Source organism: Streptomyces sp. NPDC045701 (assembly GCF_056432045.1).
The window spans coordinates 127930-147437 of the sequence record NZ_JBWKJV010000010.1 but is presented as its reverse complement, the minus strand read 5'-3'; the positions used below and the strand labels follow the sequence as shown (position 1 = coordinate 147437).

At 72.8% G+C, this 19508-nt stretch carries 21 protein-coding genes and 1 tRNA gene; 10 read left to right on the top strand and 12 right to left on the bottom strand.

Features of this window, described 5'->3' with window-relative positions; translation table 11 throughout:
• Positions 1-16: 16 nt before the first annotated feature.
• From AC07DW_RS14700 to AC07DW_RS14690, 3 genes are read right to left on the bottom strand one after another with little or no spacing between them, the layout of a single operon-like run.
• On the bottom strand, positions 17-346 hold the full coding sequence (locus tag AC07DW_RS14700) for a DUF202 domain-containing protein (RefSeq protein WP_478858008.1): 330 nt from the start codon (positions 344-346) through the stop codon (positions 17-19).
• A complete protein-coding gene (locus AC07DW_RS14695) occupies positions 346-738 on the bottom strand; it encodes a YidH family protein (protein WP_478858007.1) in 393 nt (130 codons plus the stop codon). The genes AC07DW_RS14700 and AC07DW_RS14695 overlap by 1 nt, the downstream gene beginning before the upstream one ends.
• Positions 735-1262, bottom strand: a complete 528-nt coding sequence (locus AC07DW_RS14690; protein ID WP_478858006.1) for an NUDIX domain-containing protein — start codon at positions 1260-1262, stop codon at positions 735-737. The genes AC07DW_RS14695 and AC07DW_RS14690 overlap by 4 nt, the downstream gene beginning before the upstream one ends.
• An 86-nt stretch (positions 1263-1348) precedes the next feature.
• Between AC07DW_RS14690 and AC07DW_RS14685 the strand changes: the two genes are divergently transcribed.
• Positions 1349-3001: an FAD-binding dehydrogenase gene (locus tag AC07DW_RS14685; RefSeq protein WP_478858005.1), complete on the top strand. Its 1653-nt coding sequence runs from the start codon at positions 1349-1351 to the stop codon at positions 2999-3001.
• Here the strand turns inward: AC07DW_RS14685 and AC07DW_RS14680 are convergent.
• The 4 genes from AC07DW_RS14680 to AC07DW_RS14665 form a co-directional block, all read right to left on the bottom strand.
• Positions 2998-3366: a nuclear transport factor 2 family protein gene (locus AC07DW_RS14680; RefSeq protein ID WP_478858062.1), complete on the bottom strand. Its 369-nt coding sequence runs from the start codon at positions 3364-3366 to the stop codon at positions 2998-3000. The two genes, AC07DW_RS14685 and AC07DW_RS14680, sit on opposite strands and share 4 nt — an antisense overlap.
• Positions 3367-3371: 5 nt before the next feature.
• A complete protein-coding gene (locus tag AC07DW_RS14675) occupies positions 3372-3797 on the bottom strand; it encodes an ASCH domain-containing protein (RefSeq protein WP_478858004.1) in 426 nt (141 codons plus the stop codon).
• Positions 3798-3847: 50 nt separating this feature from the next.
• The gene (locus AC07DW_RS14670) at positions 3848-5245 is read right to left on the bottom strand and encodes a GntP family permease (protein WP_478858003.1); all 1398 of its coding nucleotides are present in this window, start codon (positions 5243-5245) and stop codon (positions 3848-3850) included.
• Between the two features lie 141 nt (positions 5246-5386).
• Positions 5387-5899, bottom strand: coding sequence for a gluconokinase (locus AC07DW_RS14665; RefSeq protein WP_478858002.1), 513 nt, complete (start codon positions 5897-5899; stop codon positions 5387-5389).
• A 143-nt stretch (positions 5900-6042) separates the two neighbouring features.
• On the opposite strand from AC07DW_RS14665, the gene AC07DW_RS14660 reads away from it, so the two are divergent.
• From AC07DW_RS14660 to AC07DW_RS14645, 4 genes are all read left to right on the top strand, one after another.
• Positions 6043-6744 (top strand): FadR/GntR family transcriptional regulator, encoded by a 702-nt coding sequence (locus tag AC07DW_RS14660; protein ID WP_478858001.1) that lies wholly within the window; start codon positions 6043-6045, stop codon positions 6742-6744.
• Between the two features lie 204 nt (positions 6745-6948).
• Positions 6949-8415 (top strand): amino acid permease, encoded by a 1467-nt coding sequence (locus AC07DW_RS14655; protein WP_478858000.1) that lies wholly within the window; start codon positions 6949-6951, stop codon positions 8413-8415.
• 149 nt (positions 8416-8564) lie between these two features.
• Positions 8565-9653: an S-(hydroxymethyl)mycothiol dehydrogenase gene (locus AC07DW_RS14650; RefSeq protein WP_478857999.1), complete on the top strand. Its 1089-nt coding sequence runs from the start codon at positions 8565-8567 to the stop codon at positions 9651-9653.
• Positions 9650-10279, top strand: coding sequence for an MBL fold metallo-hydrolase (locus AC07DW_RS14645; RefSeq protein WP_478857998.1), 630 nt, complete (start codon positions 9650-9652; stop codon positions 10277-10279). The genes AC07DW_RS14650 and AC07DW_RS14645 overlap by 4 nt, the downstream gene beginning before the upstream one ends.
• On the opposite strand, the gene AC07DW_RS14640 is transcribed toward AC07DW_RS14645, so the two are convergent.
• Positions 10263-11192: an RluA family pseudouridine synthase gene (locus tag AC07DW_RS14640; protein ID WP_478857997.1), complete on the bottom strand. Its 930-nt coding sequence runs from the start codon at positions 11190-11192 to the stop codon at positions 10263-10265. The genes AC07DW_RS14645 and AC07DW_RS14640 overlap by 17 nt on opposite strands.
• A gap of 22 nt (positions 11193-11214) precedes the next feature.
• The gene (gene xylB, locus AC07DW_RS14635) at positions 11215-12654 is read right to left on the bottom strand and encodes a xylulokinase (protein ID WP_478857996.1); all 1440 of its coding nucleotides are present in this window, start codon (positions 12652-12654) and stop codon (positions 11215-11217) included.
• An 84-nt stretch (positions 12655-12738) separates the two neighbouring features.
• Here xylB and xylA point away from each other — a divergent pair, with 84 nt between their 5' ends.
• Positions 12739-13908 (top strand): xylose isomerase, encoded by a 1170-nt coding sequence (gene xylA / locus AC07DW_RS14630; RefSeq protein ID WP_478857995.1) that lies wholly within the window; start codon positions 12739-12741, stop codon positions 13906-13908.
• Between the two features lie 341 nt (positions 13909-14249).
• On the opposite strand, the gene AC07DW_RS14625 is transcribed toward xylA, so the two are convergent.
• Both AC07DW_RS14625 and AC07DW_RS14620 read right to left on the bottom strand, forming a co-directional pair.
• Entirely contained in the window at positions 14250-15497 is a 1248-nt protein-coding gene (locus AC07DW_RS14625; protein WP_478857994.1) for an ROK family protein, read from the bottom strand.
• A gap of 79 nt (positions 15498-15576) precedes the next feature.
• Positions 15577-15661, bottom strand: a tRNA-Leu gene (locus tag AC07DW_RS14620).
• A gap of 142 nt (positions 15662-15803) precedes the next feature.
• Here AC07DW_RS14620 and AC07DW_RS14615 point away from each other — a divergent pair.
• From AC07DW_RS14615 to AC07DW_RS14605, 3 genes are all read left to right on the top strand, one after another.
• The gene (locus AC07DW_RS14615; protein WP_478857993.1) at positions 15804-17135 is read left to right on the top strand and encodes a M20/M25/M40 family metallo-hydrolase; all 1332 of its coding nucleotides are present in this window, start codon (positions 15804-15806) and stop codon (positions 17133-17135) included.
• Positions 17136-17306: 171 nt separating this feature from the next.
• Positions 17307-17540 carry a chaplin gene (locus AC07DW_RS14610; RefSeq protein ID WP_478857992.1) on the top strand — a complete coding sequence of 78 codons (234 nt, stop codon included), beginning with the start codon at positions 17307-17309 and terminating at the stop codon, positions 17538-17540.
• A 138-nt stretch (positions 17541-17678) separates the two neighbouring features.
• A complete protein-coding gene (locus AC07DW_RS14605) occupies positions 17679-18479 on the top strand; it encodes a chaplin (RefSeq protein ID WP_478857991.1) in 801 nt (266 codons plus the stop codon).
• A gap of 70 nt (positions 18480-18549) precedes the next feature.
• On the opposite strand, the gene AC07DW_RS14600 is transcribed toward AC07DW_RS14605, so the two are convergent.
• A complete protein-coding gene (locus tag AC07DW_RS14600) occupies positions 18550-18738 on the bottom strand; it encodes a DUF5703 family protein (protein ID WP_005319466.1) in 189 nt (62 codons plus the stop codon).
• A 47-nt stretch (positions 18739-18785) separates the two neighbouring features.
• Between AC07DW_RS14600 and AC07DW_RS14595 the strand changes: the two genes are divergently transcribed.
• Positions 18786-19445, top strand: coding sequence for a hypothetical protein (locus AC07DW_RS14595; protein WP_478857990.1), 660 nt, complete (start codon positions 18786-18788; stop codon positions 19443-19445).
• The last annotated feature ends 63 nt before the right edge of the window (positions 19446-19508 follow it).

Here is a 19508-nt window from a genome sequence, read left to right as displayed (position 1 = left end):
GCCACCGCCCAGCCGGCTACAGCACCACGCCCGCCCCGAACGCGGCCAGCGCCACCGCGCACGCCGCCGCCACGACTGCCCCGCGGGGCGTCATCGGACGCGGCCGGGCCGTTCCGAGCGCCACCATCCGGCGGTGGGACACCGCCAGGAACGCCAGCCACACCAGCAGCGACAGCCCTGCGGCCACCAGCCCGGCCGCCGTGAGGTCGTCGTGCACCGCCTGCTTGGCGGCGAGCACCGCGGCGACGGTGGCCGACAGCGTCGTACGCCGCCACGCCAGCCGCGTCCGTTCCGGCTGAAGCCCCGGGTCGCGGACCGCGCCCGGACCACCCACGCCGCCCGCCATCAGCCGCTCCAGCCGAGGAGGACGACCACCACCATCGCACCGGCGACCAGCCCCACGGCCAGGCTCAGCAGGGTCGGGAACCGGCTGACGGGCAGGTCCTCGTCACGCCGCATCGCCCGCTCGCACCGCACCCAGTGGTTCACCGCCCGCAGCGCGCACAGCGCCCCGGCGGCGAGCAGCGCGAGCGCCATCCCGACCCGGACGCCCCAACGCAGGCCGGGCAGGAACTGGTCCACCGCGAAACCGCCGCCGACCAGGGCGAGTGCGGTACGGATCCAGGCGAGGAAGGTGCGCTCATTGGCGAGGGAGAACCGGTAGTCGGGCGTTTCGCCCTCCTCCCGGATCCGCTGCGGCGCGAACCACAGCCGCAGGCCCCGCACGAAATCGCTCACATGATCAGCTTACCGGCGCGGTGCGCCCGCAGCCTTTCGTACGCCGCCAGCCCGTCCGGCACCCACTCCCACGCGCCGAGGCGCGCCTCCAGCTCCCGCTCCGGCAGGAAACCGTGCCACGCCACCTCCTCCACCTGCGGCTCCACCGGCAGGTCGCACCGCACCTCGTACACGGCCGACCACCACGACCCGCGCCCGCCGCCGTCCTCGTACAGGAACTTCAGCAGCGGCGTGGGCCTCGGCAGGCCGCGTACGCCCAGCTCCTCCTCCGCCTCCCGCAGCGCCGCCTCGTCGTAGCCCTCGCCGGCCCCGACGACACCGCCCACGAACATGTCGTACAGGGACGGGAAGACCAGCTTCGTCGCCGTGCGGCGGTGCACGAACACCCGGTCCCCGGCGTCCCGCACGAGCACGAACACGCACCGGTGGCGCAGGCCACACGCGTACACCTCGCCGCGCGGCAGGCGCCCCACCACCCGGTCGTGCTCGTCGACGACTTCCAGGATCTCCTCGGCAGCGCTCATGCGGCCATCAAATCACCGCCCGCCTGTTGACGTGTTACCGCCGCGTACCGAAGATCGGAGCACCCTGCCGACAAGGATGAGGACCCATGGCGTACGACGCAGATGTGATCGTGATCGGGGCGGGGCTCGCCGGCCTGGTCGCCACCGCCGAACTCGTCGACGCCGGGCGCAGCGTCATCCTCCTCGACCAGGAGCCGGAGCAGTCCGTCGGTGGCCAGGCGCACTGGTCCTTCGGCGGGCTCTTCTTCGTCGACTCACCCGAACAGCGCCGGATGCGCATCCGCGACAGCCACGCCCTCGCCCTCCAGGACTGGCTCGGCACGGCCGGCTTCGACCGCCCCGAGGACCACTGGCCGCGCAAGTGGGCCGAGGCGTACGTCGACTTCGCGGCCGGCGAGAAGCGGGCCTGGCTGCACCGGCAGGGCGTCCGCTTCTTCCCGGTCGTCGGCTGGGCGGAACGGGGCGGTTACGACGCCACCGGGCACGGCAACTCGGTGCCGCGCTTCCACATCACCTGGGGCACCGGCCCCGGCCTGGTCGCCCCCTTCGAGCGGCGCGTCCGGGCGGGCGTCGCCCGGGGCCTCGTCCGCCCGGCGTTCCGGCACCGCGTCACCGGACTCGGCCGCACCGCGGGCGCCGTGGACACCGTCAGCGGCGAGATCCTGGAGCCGTCCGGCGCCGAGCGCGGCGCCGCCAGCAGCCGGCGGGTCACCGGAGCCTTCGAGTACCGTGCCCAGGCCGTGATCGTCACCTCCGGCGGCATCGGCGGCAACCACGACCTGGTCCGCGCCCAGTGGCCCGACCGGCTCGGCACCCCGCCCGAGAAGCTGCTCTCCGGTGTCCCCGCCCACGTCGACGGACTGATGCTCGGCATCACGGAGGCGGCCGGCGCCCACCACATCAACCGCGACCGGATGTGGCACTACACCGAGGGCATCGAGAACTGGAACCCCATCTGGGCGCGGCACGGCATCCGCATCCTGCCCGGCCCGTCCTCCCTCTGGCTGGACGCCCACGGCCGCCGGCTGCCCGTCCCGCTCTTCCCCGGCTTCGACACGCTCGGCACCCTCGAACACATCATGAGGTCGGGCCACGGTCACACCTGGTTCGTCCTCAACCGGCGCATCATCGGCAAGGAGTTCACCCTCTCCGGCTCCGAACAGAACCCGGACCTCACGGGCAGGTCCGTACGCGGTGTGCTGGACCGCGCCCGCGCCGACGTGCCCGGCCCGGTCCGGGCGTTCATGGACCACGGTGCCGACTTCGTCGTCGAGGAGGACCTGCCGTCCCTGGTGCGGGGCATGAACGCGCTGACGAAGGAACCGCTCATCGACGAGGCCGGGCTGCGCCGGGAGATCGCCGCGCGCGACCGGGAGATCGCCAACCCCTTCACCAAGGACCTCCAGATCACCGCGATCCGCGGCGCCCGCAAGTACCTCGGCGACAGGCTGATCCGTACGGTCGCCCCGCACCGCATCCTGGACCCCAACGCCGGCCCGCTGGTCGCCGTACGCCTGAACATCCTCACCCGCAAGTCGCTCGGCGGCCTGGAGACCGACCTGTCGTCCCGCGTCCTCACCCCCGACGGCACCCCGCTCCCCGGCGTCTACGCGGCCGGCGAGGCGGCCGGCTTCGGCGGCGGCGGCGTCCACGGGTACCGCTCCCTGGAGGGCACCTTCCTCGGCGGCTGCCTCTTCTCCGGCCGCGCGGCCGGCCGAGCCGCCGCGAAGGCCGTCTAGGCCACGCCCCGAGGGACCGGCGTCCCCTGGTGGTAGTACAACCGCCAGGCGCCGCCGGCGTCCGGGTCGCGGCGCCACAGCGAGCTGCGCCGGGCCCGGCGGCCCGCGACGACCGACTCGTACGTCAGGTGCACCAGGTCCGGCGCCAGCAGGACGCCCGTCATGCCGGACACCTCGTAGCGCGGCCCCTCGGGGTCGCCCCCCGTCATCTCCGGCAGCGCGGCGAGCATGTCGTCCCGGTTCCACAGCCGCCCGGAGGCTCCGACCTCCGTGAAGTCCGGGTGCAGCAGCCGCGCCGCCTGCGCCCGGGACGTCCGCACGGCCGGGTCGAGGAGCCGTAGTTCGCCCGCGACGGCCTCGTCCACCCCGGTCACCGCAGCACCTCCACGACCCGGAACCGCTCGGCGACGACCAGCGTGGTGTCGTCGACCGTGAAGTGCGGGTCCCCGAGGGCCTCGCGCATCTCGGTGCCGTGCCAGAACGCCTCGTGGCCCGCCCGCCACGCGGCGACCGACCCGGGGCCCTCGCCCTCGTCGAGCGTATGGCGCCGGTCCACCTCGCCGAGCGGCAGGACGCGGACCTCCGTCAGCTCCAGCACCGCCACCTCGCGGCCGTCCGAGTCGATGAGCGCCGACCGCTCGCCGACCGGCGGGAGTTCCTCGTCCTCCGCCTCGTACTCGACGAGCAGACCGGTCGTCGACGTCTTCCCACCCGACAGCACGGCGGCGACCAGCCGGTCGCGCAACGGCCCGGGGAAGGCCAGCGGATACGGCTTGAGCTGCTCGGTGTCCGTCATGGGACGGCAGTCTGGCAGCCCGCCGCCCCGGGCGCGACGCGATACCCCGCCTACAGCACCAGCGACAGCAGCAGTACGAACACGATCCCGACGACCGAGATGATGGTCTCCATCACCGACCAGGTCTTGATCGTCTGGCCGACGCTCATCCCGAAGTACTCCTTTACCAGCCAGAAACCGGCGTCGTTGACATGGCTGAAGAAGAGGGAGCCGGCGCCGATGGCCAGCACCAGCAGTGCCGCGTGCGAGGTCGACATGTCGGCCGCCAGCGGTGCCACCAGCCCGGCCGCCGAGATGGTGGCGACCGTCGCCGATCCGGTGGCCAGCCGGATCGCCACCGCGATCAGCCAGGCCAGCAGCAGCGCGGGGATCGCCCAGTCCTCGGAGAAGTCCAGGATCATCTGCCCGACCCCCACGTCGATCAGCGTCTGCTTGAAGCCGCCGCCCGCGCCGACGATCAGCAGCACGCCCGCGATCGGGGCGAGCGACGTCTCCACGGTCGAGGAGATCCGCTCCTTGGTGAAACCGGCCGCCCGGCCCAGCGTGAAGATGCCCACCAGGACCGCGGCGAGCAGTGCGATCAGCGGCGAGCCGATGACGTCGGTCACCCGCTGGACGTGGTTCTCCGGGTCGTCGACGACGATGTCCACCAGCGCCTTGACCAGCATCAGCACCACGGGCAGCAGCACGGTCGCCACCGTGGGGCCGAAGCCGGGCCGGCGCTCCAGGTCTTCGGACGCCCGCTGGGGGACCATCCGCTCCGGCACCGGCACGTCCACCCACCGTGCCGCGTACCGGGAGAACAGCGGGCCGGCGATGATCACGGTCGGGACGGCGACGACGATGCCCAGCGCCAGCGTGACACCCAGGTTCGCCCCGATCGCGTCGATGGCGACCAGCGGGCCGGGGTGCGGCGGGATCAGGCCGTGCATCACGGACAGACCCGCCAGCGCGGGGACGCCGATCCGCATCAGCGAGTAGTCGCCGCGCTTGGCGACCATCAGCACCACCGGGATCAGCAGCACGATGCCGACCTCGAAGAAGAGCGGCAGCCCGATCACCGAGGCGATCAGCACCATCGCCCACGGCATGGCCCGGCCGCCCGCCCTGGCCAGGATCGTGTCGACGATCTGGTCCGCGCCGCCGGAGTCGGCGAGCAGCTTGCCGAGGATCGCCCCGAGGGCGATGAGCACACCGACGCCCGCGACGGTCGAGCCGAGGCCCTTGGTGAAGGAGGCGATGGCCGCGTCGAGCGGGGCGCCCGCGAAGGCGCCGAGCGCCAGCGAACCTATGGTCAGCGCCAGGAAGGCGTGGAGCTTGAACTTCGTGATGAGCAGGACGATGACGGCGATGCCCGCCAGGACGGCGATGCCCAGCTGGGCGTTGCCGGCTGAGGTGATCGGCTCGGTGGCGTCCGCTGCCAGCATCTCGACGTTGAGACTGGTCACAGGGGTTCCTCGGGGTCGGGGGCCGGGTCGGGAGGTGAGGGGGAGCGGGGGAAGGTGCCGGACGGCCGGCGCGGGCCGACCGCGCACGGGCCGTACGTCCGGCACCCGGTGGTCACGGGGCGGGCGCGCCCACCGAGGGGCTCAGCGCGCGGCGAGCCGGCGCAGGGCGGTGACGGCCCGGTCGGTGATGTCCTCCGGCGAGCCGGAGACGTCGACGGACACCCCGGTCTCGTCGTCGCCGAGCGGCTGGAGCGCCGCGAACTGCGAGTCCAGCAGCGCGGTGGGCATGAAGTGCCCCGTGCGCGCGGACATCCGCCGCTCGATCAGCGACCGGTCGCCGGTCAGGTGCAGGAAGACGACGCCGGGCGCGGCCGAGCGCAGCCTGTCGCGGTACGCCCGCTTCAGCGCCGAGCTGCTCACCACACCGCCGAGGCCCGCCCGCCCGTGTGCCCACCGCCCGATGGCGTCGAGCCAGGGCCACCGGTCGTCGTCGTCCAGCGGGACGCCGGCCGACATCTTGGCGATGTTCGCCCCGGGGTGGAAGTCGTCGCCCTCGGCGTAGGGCACGCCGAGACGCTCGGCGACCAGCGGACCGATCGTGGTCTTGCCGGTCCCGGCCACGCCCATCACGACGACGACGGGGGGTTGCTGCATGGGTGGGTGCCTCGCTGTCTTCCTCGACATCGATCCGGACGCCACCGCGGCGTCCGTCGCCGACACTGAAACCCATGGGGTACGACGTATTCAAGTCCCTGTGACGAAAAAGTCATACTTATTGCGGCGGTTACGCTATGCACATGACGACGCAGGCCCACGGACTCCATACGCGTGTGCTGGACACCCTGGGCCTGGCCATTACGGCGGGGGAGTACCCGCCGGGCAGCGTGTTGCGCACCGACGGGCTCGCCCAGCGCTTCGAGGCGTCACGCACCGTGATCCGCGAGGTCGTCCGCGTCCTGGAGTCGATGCGCCTCGTCGAGTCGCGCCGCCGGGTCGGCGTGACCGTGCGCCCCACCGAGCAGTGGAACGTGTACGACCCGCGGGTCATCCGCTGGCGGCTGGCCGGCTCCGACCGCCCCCGCCAGCTCCGGTCGCTGACCGTGCTCCGCTCCGCCGTGGAACCGGTCGCGGCCGGCCTCGCCGCCACGCACGCCACCCCCGAACAGTGCCGGGAGCTCACCGAGCAGGCCCTCGGGATGGTCGCCACCTCGCGCGGCGGGCGGCTGGAGGCGTACCTCGTCCATGACATCGCCTTCCACCGCGTGGTCCTCAACGCCTCCGGCAACGAGATGTTCGCCCGCCTCGGGGACGTGGTCGCGGAGGTCCTCGCGGGCCGCACCCACCATCACGTGATGTTCGAGGACCCCGACCCGGCCGCCGTCACCCTCCATGTGCGCGTCGCCGAGGCCGTACGGGAGCGGGACGCGGCCCGCGCCGAGGAGCTCACCAGGGAGATCGCCATGGGCGCTCTGCGCGAGCTCGACGTCCTCGCGCCGTAGCCCGACCGCTTAAGCTGCTCAACGCTGATTAACCAGTCGGTAACCTCAAAAACATCTCAGATCGGCCCGTACGTGACATAGGCCACAGCCAAAACGGCGGCGCAACCATGACTATGTGCCCTGGCCTTCTGCCGCGGTGACCACCTCCATCACCCGCGTACGGCCGGCTGATACCGCACGACCCCTCACAAAGGCGACTTCCAGATGAGTGACCGCACCATGCCTGCGGCCGACACCCTGAGCCCCGGTTCCCCGGCGGCGAAGGGCGCCCCCCACATCGACGCCGGTGACGCCGGTTACAGCAAGGACCTCAAGTCCCGCCACGTCAACATGATCGCCATCGGCGGCGCGATCGGCACCGGCCTCTTCCTCGGCGCCGGCGGCCGCCTGGCGGGCGCGGGCCCCTCCCTCGCGATCGCGTACGCCGTCTGCGGCGTCTTCGCCTTCTTCGTCGTCCGGGCCCTCGGCGAGCTGGTGCTCTACCGGCCGTCCTCCGGCGCCTTCGTCTCGTACGCCCGTGAGTTCATGGGCGAGAAGGGCGCCTACACGGCCGGCTGGCTGTACTTCCTCAACTGGTCGACCACCGCCGTGGCCGACATCACGGCGGCCGCGACCTACGCCCACTTCTGGGCCATGTTCAGCGACATCCCGCAGTGGGTCCTCGCCCTGATCGCCCTCGCCGTGGTCCTCACCGCGAACCTGATCTCGGTGAAGTACTTCGGCGAGATGGAGTTCTGGTTCGCGATCATCAAGGTCGCCGCGTTGGTGATCTTCATGTGCGTCGGCATCTTCCTGGTCGTCACCCAGCACGAGGTCGGCGGCCACACCCCGGGCCTCGCCACCATCACCGACAACGGCGGCGTCTTCCCGATGGGCATGCTGCCGATGCTGATGGTCGTCCAGGGCGTCGTCTTCGCCTACGCGTCCGTCGAGCTGGTGGGCGTCGCCGCGGGCGAGACCGAGAACCCCGAGAAGATCATGCCCAAGGCGATCAATTCGATCATGTGGCGCGTGGGCCTCTTCTACGTCGGCTCCGTCGTCCTCCTCGCCCTGCTGCTGCCGTACACCTCCTTCTCCGGCGACCAGAGCCCCTTCGTCACCGTCTTCGACAAGCTCGGCATCCCGGGCACGGCCGGCATCATGAACCTGGTCGTCCTCACCGCCGCCCTGTCCAGCCTCAACTCCGGCCTGTACTCCACCGGCCGCATCCTGCGCTCGATGGCGATGGCGGGCTCCGCGCCCAAGTTCACCGCCCGCATGAACAAGGGCCAGGTGCCCTACGGCGGCATCCTGCTCACCGCCGCCTTCGGTGTGCTGGGCGTCGTGCTGAACTACGTCATGCCCGGCGAGGCCTTCGAGATCGTGCTGAACCTCGCCTCCATCGGCATCCTCGGCACCTGGGGCATGATCATGCTCTGCTCGCTGCTGTTCTGGTCCCGCTCCAAGGAGGGCAAGGTCACCCGCCCGTCCTACAAGCTCCCCTGGGCCCCGTACACCCAGATCGTGACGCTGGTGTTCCTCGTCTCCGTCCTGGTCCTGATGTGGTGGGGCGGTGGCGTCGGCCGGTACACGGTGAACTGCCTGCCGCTGATCGCCGCCCTGCTCACCGGCGGCTGGTTCGCCGTCCGCAAGCGCGTGAACACGCTGGCGGCCTCGCAGCCGCAGGACTGACCCCGCCCGCCCCACCGGGCACGCACCAGGCCCCCGCCGGACTCCCGTCCGGCGGGGGCTTCGCGCACGCGGCCGAATTTCCACCCCGGCAGGCCCCCGCGACCGGAATAGTGGTGCCGGACATCCGCACCACGAAGGGAAGAGCCACGATGGCACAGCAGGTCAAAGGGGTCATCGCCCCGGGGAAGAACGAACCCGTGCGCGTGGGGACGATCCTCGTCCCGGACCCCGGCCCCGGTGAAGCCGTCGTGACGATCCAGGCGTGCGGGGTCTGCCACACCGACCTGCACTACAAGCAGGGCGGCATCAACGACGACTTCCCGTTCCTCCTCGGTCACGAGGCCGCGGGCGTCGTCGAAGCGGTGGGCGAGGGCGTCACCGATGTCGCACCCGGCGACTTCGTGATCCTCAACTGGCGCGCCGTCTGCGGGAAGTGCCGGGCCTGCCGCCGCGGCACTCCCTGGTACTGCTTCGACACCCACAACGCCCGGCAGAAGATGACCCTGGAGGACGGCACGGAGCTGTCACCGGCCCTCGGCATCGGCGCCTTCGCCGAGAAGACGCTGGTCGCGGCCGGTCAGTGCACCAAGGTCGACCCGGCCGTCGCCCCCGCCGTCGCCGGTCTGCTGGGCTGCGGCGTGATGGCCGGCATCGGCGCGGCGATCAATACCGGCCAGGTCGGCCGGGGCGACTCGGTCGCCGTCATCGGCTGCGGCGGCGTCGGCGACGCGGCGATCGTCGGCTCCCGCCTGGCGGGCGCCGCGCGGATCATCGCCGTCGACATCGACGACCGGAAGCTGGAGACCGCCCGGTCCATGGGCGCCACCCACACCGTGAACTCACGCACCACCGATCCGGTCGAGGCGATCCGCGAGCTGACCGGCGGGTTCGGCGCGGACGTCGTCATCGAGGCGGTCGGCCGCCCCGAGACCTACCAGCAGGCGTTCTACGCCCGCGACCTCGCCGGCACGGTCGTCCTCGTCGGCGTACCCACCCCCGAGATGAGGCTGGAGCTCCCGCTCCTCGACGTCTTCGGGCGCGGTGGCGCCCTCAAGTCCTCCTGGTACGGCGACTGCCTGCCCTCCCGCGACTTCCCGATGCTCATCGACCTGCACCAGCAGGGCCGCATCGACCTCGGCGCCTTCGTCACCGAGACGATCGGCCTCGGCGACGTCGAGAAGGCGTTCACGCGGATGCACGAGGGCGACGTGCTGCGCTCGGTGGTGGTCTTCGGATGACCGCGCGCGTCGAGCACCTCGTCACCTCCGGCACCTTCTCGCTGGACGGCGGCACCTGGGACGTCGACAACAACGTGTGGATCGTGGGGGACGGGGCCGAGGCCGTCGTCATCGACGCCGCGCACGACGCCGACGCCATCCTGGCCGCTCTCGACGGCCGTATCCTGCGGGCCATCGTCTGCACCCACGCCCACAACGACCACATCGACGCGGCCCCCGCGCTCGCCGCCGCCACCGGCGCCCGCATCCTGCTGCACCCCGACGACCTGCCGCTGTGGAAGCGGACCCACCCGGACAACTACCCGGACGGCGAGCTCGTCGACGGGCAGACCCTCACCATCGCGGGGGTGGACCTCACCGTCCTGCACACCCCCGGCCACGCGCCCGGCGCGGTCTGCCTCCACGCACCCGACCTCGGCACCGTCTTCACCGGCGACACGCTCTTCGCCGGCGGCCCGGGAGCCACCGGCCGGTCCTTCTCCGACTTCCCGACGATCATCGACTCGATCCGCGACCGGCTGCTCACGCTGCCGCCTGACACGGTCGTCCGCACGGGACACGGGGACACCACCACGATCGGCGCCGAGGCCCCGCACCTCCAGGAGTGGATCACGCGAGGCCACTGAGCGCCAGCCCGCTGACGAACCGCATCGGCACGCCCGTGACCGGGTCGGTGAACTCCAGCCGCCGCGCCAGCAGCTGCAGCGGACGCGTGAAGTCCTCCGGCCCGTCCTCCCGCACCACCGGGTACAGCGGATCGTGCAGGATCGGCACCCCCAGACGGGCCATGTGCACCCGGAGCTGATGGGTCTGGCCGGTCGCCGGCACCAGCCGGTACCGGCCGAGCCCGCCCCGCTGCCCCAGCAGCTCGACCCGGCTCTCGCTGTTCGGCTCGCCCGGCACCTCCCGCGCCGCGAGCACGCCCCGCTCCTTCACGATCCGGCTGCGTACGGTCACGGGCAGCGCGAGCCCCGGATCGTACGCGGCCACCGCCTCGTACTCCTTGCGCACCCGGCGGTCCCGGAACAGCGTCTGGTACGCGCCCCGGTCCCCGGGCCGCACGACGAACAGCGCGAGCCCCGCCGTCAGCCGGTCCAGCCGGTGCGCCGGCTGCAACTCCGGCAGGTCCAGCTCCCGCCGCAGCCGCGCCAGCGCCGTCTCCGTGACGTGCCGCCCGCGCGGCGTCGTCGCCAGGAAGTGCGGCTTGTCGGCCACCACGATCCGCTCGTCCCGGTGGACGATCCCCACCTCGAACGGCACCCGCTCCTCCGGCGGGAAGTCCCGGTGGAACCATACGTACCGTCCCGGCGCGTACGCCTCCCGCGGACCGATCGGCACCCCGTCCGCCCCGACGAACCGGCCCGCCACCAGCATCGCGTCCACCCGCTCGGCGCCGATCGCCCCCGCGTACCGCCCCAGCAGGTGGTCCCGGACGGTCGGCCACGCCCCCTCGGGGTCGGCCGGCAGCCGCAGCCGCACCGGGTCGACACCGGCACGCTGCGGCAGCGGGGCCGGCGGGGTCTGGGTCCTGCGTCTCACCGCCCCACGGTATCCGGCCAGGTCACCGGCGTTCCAGCGAGCCGCAGGCGGGCAGGACGGCGGCGATCCGGTCCCAGGCCGCCCGGTCGCGCTCCACCGGGGGCAGCGTCTCGCCCTCGCCGCCGCCCCACGCGGTCGCGACGGCCACCGGGTCCTCCCCGGTCGCGGCGCCCGCCGCCAGGGCCGCGGCGCCCAGGGCGACGAGCTCGGCGGTACGGGGCAGCACGACGGGCCGTCCGGAGAGCCGGCGCACCGTCTCCACCCAGGTGCGCCCCCGGGCGCCGCCGCCGATCAGCCGCAGCGGTGCGTCCCCGCCCGTGCGCGGCAGCTCGTCGAGGGCCCGCAGCACGGTGAACACGGCGCCCTCGTAGGCGGCCCCGAGGAGCTGCTGCCGGGTGGTGGCGTGGCGCAGCCCGGTGAGCAGCCCGGAGGCGCCGGGCAGGTCGGGGGTGCGCTCGCCGTCGAGGTACGGCAGCAGGACGGCCTCCCCGCCGGGGGCGGCGTCCTCGCGGTCCAGGCCCAGCAGCGCGGCGACCTTGTCGACGGCCAGCGTGCAGTTGAGCGTGCAGCCCAGGGGGAGGTACGTGCCGTCGGTGGCGGCGAAGCCGGCGAGCGCGGCCGTCGCGGGCCGGGTCCGGGTGGCCGCGAAGACCGTGCCGGACGTGCCCAGCGACACCACCGGGTGGTCGAGCAGGCCCCGGCCGCCCAGCCCGAGCCCCACGGCGGCGGCCATGTTGTCCCCGGTGCCCGCGGCGACGGCGATGCCCTCCGGCAGGCCCAGGTCCCGGGCCGCCCGGGCGGTCAGCGACCCGACGCGGGTGGCCCCCGTCGGGGCGACGGTCGGGAGGCGGGCCGGGTCCAGCTCCAGCAGGTCGAGCAGTTCGGGGTCGTAGGCGCCGGTCGCGGTGCTGTACCAGCACGTGCCGGACGCGTCGCCGGGGTCGGTCGCGGCGGTCCCTGCCAGCCGCTCGGTGAGGAAGTCGTGGGGGAGGCGCACGGCCGCTGCGGCCTCGGCGGTACGCGGCTCGTGCTCCCGCAGCCACTCCCACTTGGCGGCCGTCATGGACGCCACCGGTACGGACCCGGTGCGGGCCAGCCAGCCGTCGGCGCCGAGCCTGCCGGTGAGGGCGGCGGCCTGCGGCGCGGAGCGGGTGTCGTTCCACAGCAGGGCGGGGCGCAGCGGGCGCCCTGCGGCGTCCAGGACGACCAGGCCGTGCTGCTGGCCGGCCACGGCGATGCCGGTGACCGCGCGTGCGTCGAAGCCCGCCAGAGCCTCGGCGACGGCCCCGGCGAGCGCCCGCCACCACTGCGCGGGGTCGCTCTCCCGCGCCCCGGCGTCGCCGCTCACCGTGTGGGCGGCCCGGCCCATGGCCAGCACCTCCCCGGTGGCGGCGTCGACCAGGACCGCCTTGGTGGACTGGGTGGAGCTGTCCACGCCGATCACGGCCGGGGACGACTGCATCTCGATACCTCTCAGCTCTCTTGGCGAAGGGCCGTCCATAGCGTATTAGTAATGTGAGAAAACAAATAGACCTGGAGGCCACACATGTCGGAACGCTTCATCCCCACTCCCGAGGACCGGTTCACGTTCGGGCTGTGGACCGTCGGCTGGCAGGGCGTCGACCCCTTCGGCACCGCCACCCGCCCCGCCCTCGACCCCGTCGAATCGGTCGAGCGCCTGGCCGCCCTCGGCGCGTACGGCGTGACGTTCCACGACGACGACCTGATCCCCTTCGGCTCCACCGACTCCGAGCGCGAGGCGGTGGTCAAGCGTTTCCGCGACGCCCTGGACCGCACCGGCATGAAGGTGCCGATGGCCACCACCAACCTCTTCACCCACCCCGTCTTCAAGGACGGCGCCTTCACCGCCAACGACCGCGACGTCCGCCGCTACGCGCTGCGCAAGACGATCCGCAACATCGACCTGGCGGTCGAGCTCGGCGCCGGCGTCTATGTGGCGTGGGGCGGCCGGGAGGGCGCGGAGTCCGGCGCCGCCAAGGACGTGCGTGCCGCCCTCGACCGGATGAAGGAGGCATTCGACCTCCTCGGCCAGTACGTCACCGAACAGGGCTACGACCTGCGCTTCGCGATCGAGCCCAAGCCCAACGAGCCGCGCGGCGACATCCTGCTGCCCACGATCGGCCACGCCCTCGCCTTCATCGAGCGCCTGGAACGCCCCGACCTGGTCGGCGTCAACCCGGAGGTCGGCCACGAACAGATGGCGGGCCTCAACTTCCCGCACGGCATCGCACAGGCACTGTGGGCGGGCAAGCTCTTCCACATCGACCTCAACGGCCAGTCCGGCATCAAGTACGACCAGGACTTCCGCTTCGGCGCGGGAGACCTCCGGCAGGCCTTCTGGCTCGTCGACCTGCTGGAGAGCGCCGGCTACGACGGACCGCGCCACTTCGACTTCAAGCCGGTGCGCACCGACGGCTTCGACGGTGTCTGGGAGTCCGCCAAGAACTGCATGCGCAACTACCTGATCCTCAAGGAGCGTGCCGCCGCCTTCCGCGCCGACCCCGAGGTCCAGGACGCCCTCGCTGCCTCACGCCTCCCGGACCTGGCCCGCCCGACCGCCGAGGACGGCCTCGCCTCCCTGCTGGCGGACGCCTCCGCGTACGACACGTTCGACCCCGCGGCGGCGGCGGCCCGCTCCATGTCCTTCGAACGCCTCGACCAACTGGCGCTGGACCACCTCCTGGCCACTCGCTGACCCCCTGCGGGGCGGGTGCCTGCGGGCGGGTGCTTGCGGCGGGGCGCGGTGGGCGCCGGGTGCGCGGTGCGCCCCTCGCGCGGCGGGGGTGCGGTGATGTGCGGTGCGCCCTCCGTGCGGCGGGGTGCGGTGACGTGCGGTGCGCCCCCCGTGCGGCGGGGTGCGGTGACGTGCGGTGCCCCCCCCGTGCGGCGGGGTGCGGTGACGTGCGGTGCGCCCCCCGTGCGGCGGGGTGCGGTGGGTGGAGGGCCCGCCCCGGCCCACCGGCAGCAACGGAAACCGCCCGCCCCGCGGGGCGGCACCCCGACCACGCCCCGGCCCGCAGGGCTCGCGCAGGGCCGTCAGCGCGCCGCGCGTACCGCGTAGCCCGCGGGGTCGGCGATCACGTCCCGCACCACCGCCGCCGCGGCGCCCCGTGCCGCGTCGCCCGAGGAGGACGAGGCCCGCAGCCGCCCGCTGCCCTCCGGCCAGAGCCCCGACACGACCCGGAGGGTCAGCTCCCGGTCCGCCGCCGGGCCCAGCCACGGCATCAGCGGCCGGTAGATCCCGCCCAGCACCACCGCCTCCGGGTCCAGCAGGTTCACCGCCCCGGACACCACGAGCCCCAGCATCCGCCCGGCCCGCTCCAGCGCCGCCACCGTCCGGGCGTCACCGGCGCGGGCGCGCCGTTCCAGCTCCGCCACCCCCGGCATGCCCGCCGCCTCGTCGAGCCCCGCGCCCCGCAGCAGCGCGGCCTGGCCGGCGTACTGCTCCAGGCATCCGCGCGAACCGCACCGGCACCGGGGCCCCTCCGCGTCGGCCACGGCGTGCCCGATCTCCCCGGCGAACCCGTGCGCCCCGCGCATCAGCTCGCCGTCCACGACGACGGCGCCGCCCACCCCGATCTCGCCCGTCAGATACAGGAAGCCGCGCACCCGTTCCGGACCGGCGCCCACGCCGAACCACAGCTCCGCCAGCGCCGCCGCGTTCGCCTCGTTGTCCGACCCCACCGCCGGCGCGGGACGCCCGGGCCGCAGGGCGCCCAGCGCCCGGGCGAACAGCGTTTCCGCCGCGACCCGGCTCCAGCCGAGGTTGGGGGCCTGGCGCACGGTGCCACGGGACACCAGGCCGGGCAGCGCGAGCCGCGCCCCGGCCGGGTGCAGATCCTGCTCGGCCGCCGAGGTGAGCGTCCGCGCCGCGATCCGCGCGGCCCGCTCCAGCACCTCGCCGGGCGCGACGCCGCGGTTGTCCACGTGCTCGGTGAGCCGCACCCGGTCGGTGCCGGCCAGGTCGACCACGCAGACGGAGACGTAGTCGATGTTGACCTCGACGCCGAGCCCGGCCGGCCCCGTGCGCGCCACCCGCAGCGCGGTGCCGGGCCGTCCCGCCTGCCCGCTGAACGTCTTGCCCCGCTCGGTGAGGAACCCTCCGGCCAGCAGTTGCTCGACCAGCGACGACACCGCCGCCCGCGTCAGCCCCACCCGTGCCGCGACCGCCGCCCGGGTCGCCTCGCCCTCGTCGTGCACGGCCCGCAGCACCAGGCTCAGGTTGTGCCGCCGCACGGTGTCCTTGTCGGCCTTGGGCTCCAGCGGACCGAGAGTGTTCTTCATGGTGCGGCCGAGCCTATGCGACGCCCGGAGACGCAGAAGCGCGGGCCCGGTCTGCCGACCGAACCCGCGCTTCCCGCTGTGTCCGAGGGGGGACTTGAACCCCCACGCCCGATAAAGGGCACTAGCACCTCAAGCTAGCGCGTCTGCCATTCCGCCACCCGGACAAGGTGTCTGTCTCGCGGCCCGCGGCCGTTCCGACGTGGAAAACCATAGCAAACATTGGGAGTGCCCGATCACGCCCCCGTGCCCGCCGGGGGAGGAGGCAGGATGGGAGGACCCAGCAGCTGCTACGCGGGAGGAACCAGCGTGAGCGAGTCGAGCACGGCGCGAACCGCCACCGTCACGGGCGAGGACGAGGTCACCGACCTCTGCCGCGACCTGATCCGGATCGACACCAGCAACTACGGCGACCACTCGGGCCCGGGGGAGCGGGCGGCCGCCGAGTACGTCGCCGAGAAGCTCGCCGAAGTGGGTCTCGAACCGGAGATCATCGAGTCGCACAAGGGCCGTGCCTCGACCGTGGCGCGGATCGAGGGGGAGGACCCGTCCCGGCCCGCCCTGCTGATCCACGGCCACACCGACGTCGTCCCGGCCAACGCGGACGACTGGACGCATCACCCCTTCTCCGGTGAGATCGCCGACGGCTGCGTCTGGGGCCGGGGCGCGGTCGACATGAAGGACATGGACGCCATGACCCTCGCGGTCGTACGGGACCGGCTGCGCAGCGGCCGCAAGCCCCCGCGCGACATCGTGCTGGCCTTCCTCGCGGACGAGGAGGCGGGGGGTACGTACGGCGCCCGCCACCTCGTGGACAAGCATCCGGGTCTCTTCGAGGGCGTCACGGAGGCGATCGGCGAGGTCGGCGGCTTCTCCTTCACCGTCAACGAGAATCTGCGCCTCTATCTGGTGGAGACGGCCCAGAAGGGCATGCACTGGATGCGGCTCACCGTGGACGGCACCGCGGGCCACGGCTCGATGACCAACAACGACAACGCCATCACCGAGCTGTGCGAGGCGGTGGGCAGGCTCGGCCGGCACACCTGGCCGGTGAGGGTGACCAAGACGGTCCGGTCGTTCCTCGACGAGCTGTCCGACGCGCTCGGCACGCCGCTGGACCCGGAGGACATGGAGGCCACGCTCGCCGAGCTGGGCGGCATCGCCAAGATGATCGGCGCCACCCTCCGCAATTCGGCCGCCCCGACCATGCTCGGCGCGGGGTACAAGGTCAACGTCATCCCGGGGCAGGCGACCGCCCACGTGGACGGGCGCTTCCTGCCGGGGTACGAGGAGGAGTTCCTGGGCGACCTCGACCGGCTGCTGGGCCCGCGCGTCCGGCGCGAGGACGTGCACGCCGACAAGGCGCTGGAGACCGACTTCGACGGGGACCTGGTGGACGCCATGCAGTCCGCGCTCAGGGCGGAGGACCCGATCGCCCGCGCGGTGCCGTACATGCTGTCGGGCGGGACGGACGCCAAGTCCTTCGACGACCTCGGCATCCGCTGTTTCGGCTTCGCGCCGCTCCGGCTCCCCCCGGAGCTGGACTTCGCCGGGATGTTCCACGGGGTCGACGAGCGTGTGCCGGTGGAGGGCCTGAAATTCGGCGTGCGGGTGCTGGACCGCTTCATCGACGCGAGCTGAGGCCTCCTCACCTGAAATAGTCAGGTGAAACGAAACTCCAATAATCGCCCGCGTGTGCACATCTGACCGAAAAGGGTGAACGGCGTCATCCGGTCGTAGCCCGATTACCTCCCTGTCGTTACAAGTGATGCGGTCCGCGGCTGGGACCGCATTTGCCAACAAGGAGGAATAATGATCAAGAAGGTCGCCGCTGTCGCGGTCGCCACCGGTGGGCTGGTCCTGGCCGGCGCGGGCATGGCCGTTGCCGACGCGGATGCGAACGGCGCCGCCGTGGGCTCCCCCGGTGTCGTTTCGGGCAATGTGATCCAGGTTCCGGTCCACATCCCGGTCAACGTCTGCGGCAACACCGTGAACATCATCGGTCTGCTGAACCCGGCCTTCGGGAACGTCTGCATCAACGACTGACGTTGAGCCTCGACCCCTAGTGGTCTGAGCCCGGCCGGCCCCGGAGCGCGCGCCATGCGTTCCGGGGCCGCTGGACATTCGTACCTCCCGGCGCTGTGCCGGAGGTATTCGGAAAGCCTAGAAGGCAGGGAACCAGCTATGCGACAGGTCACGCGAAAGGGCCTGACCATCGTGGCGGCCGCGGGTGGCGTACTCGCCCTCGGCGGCGGATTCGCCCAGGCGCACACCGGCGCCGACGCCCACGGGGCGGCGACGAATTCCCCGGGCGTCGGCTCCGGGAACAACGTGCAGGCACCGGTGAGCGTGCCGGTGAACGCGTGCGGCAACACCGTGAACGTCGTCGGCGCGCTCAACCCGTCGTTCGGGAACAAGTGCGTCAACAAGTCCAGTGGCGCCAAGGCGGACGGGGTGGCCGCGAACTCTCCGGGCGTCGCGTCCGGGAACAACGTGCAGGCGCCGGTGAGCGTGCCGGTGAACGCCTGCGGCAACAGCGTCGACGTCGTCGGGGCGCTCAACCCGTCGTTCGGCAACGGCTGCGCCAACGGCCACCCGCACAAGCCCGAGCACCCGGGCAACCCCGGGCACCCGGACGAGCCCGGCAACCCGGGGAACCCGGACGAGCCCGGCAACCCGGGGAACCCGGACGAGCCCGGCAACCCGAACGAGCCGGACGAGCCCGGCAACCCCGGGCACCCGGACGAGCCCGGTACGCCGGACGAGCCCGGTAAGCCGGGGACGCCGGGCAAGCCGGACAGCCCGGAGAAGCCCGGTTCGCCGATCGAGCCCAACAAGCCCGGCGCGCACACCGTCACCCCGCCGCAGGCGGACGAGGAGCTGGCGCTCACCGGTGCCGCTCCGCTCGGCATGCTGCTCCCGGCGGGCGCGGGCCTGCTGCTCGGGGGCACGGTCCTCTACCGCCGTACCCGGCAGTCCTCGTAGTCCCCGTCCTCGCGGACACGACGGAGCGGGCCTCGCGATCGCGGGGCCCGCTCCGTTCTGCTCGTCACCCTCACCAGGTGGCGCGCACCTGACGGATGATGCGCCGGCGCAACCGCACACGGCGGCTGCCGTCCCGGTGCAGACTCAGTCGGTCCAACTCCCAGTGTCCGTACTCGGCATGGTCGGTCAGCAGACGGGTCGCCTCCTTGCGGGACACCCCGCGAGGTACGTACACGTCGACAAATTCGTATTCCGGCATCGCATCTATTGTGCGGGCACCGGCCCGGTACGGATAGCGTCTGCACTATGTCTGATGCTGCGCAGCCCACCGCTGCCGAGGTACGCGCCGCCGCCGAGGCGGTCAAAGCCGCACTGGACCGTCACCTGGAGGCGGTCGAGAACCGCACGGGTGATGACGACCCGGCCGTCTATGCCGCCTTCAACGCCCTCGCCACCGCGGCCGAGGCCTACGACGAGCGGCTCTACGACCGCTACGACGAGGTCACGCCCTTCGAGATCCCCGGCGTGGAGGACTCCCTCCCGCCCTACGAGGGCCCGGAGGAACCCAACGCCCTGACCGTGCTGATCCGCCGCGACTACGCGGTGGTCGAGCCACAGCGCCTGCTGGCCCAGTCGCAGCGCATCGCGGACCTGGACCGGGAGGAAGGGGGCGGGCAGGCCGCCGCGGTGGTGGGAGCGAGCGTCCACGCGGCGCTGGGCGTGCTGTTCGGCGAGTTCGAGCCGGACGAGATCGCGTCGCGGCACAAGGAGTTCGGTCTGGAGGAGGGCGACTCCACCCTGTGGGTGGCCGCCGCGGACGAGCTCCCGGAACCGGGGGAGTGGCTGAGCACCCCGTTCGACCAGGCGGACCCCGGCCGGGTGATCTGCCGCTTCGACGTGAGCGCGGTGTTCGACGAGGACGAGTTCCACGGCGACCCGGACACCGTCGGCCCCGACATCGCCTGACCTCCCCCGGGCGCCCCTGACGGGCCTCGCCCCGACCCGGGCGCCCTCGGCCCGGCCCCGGAC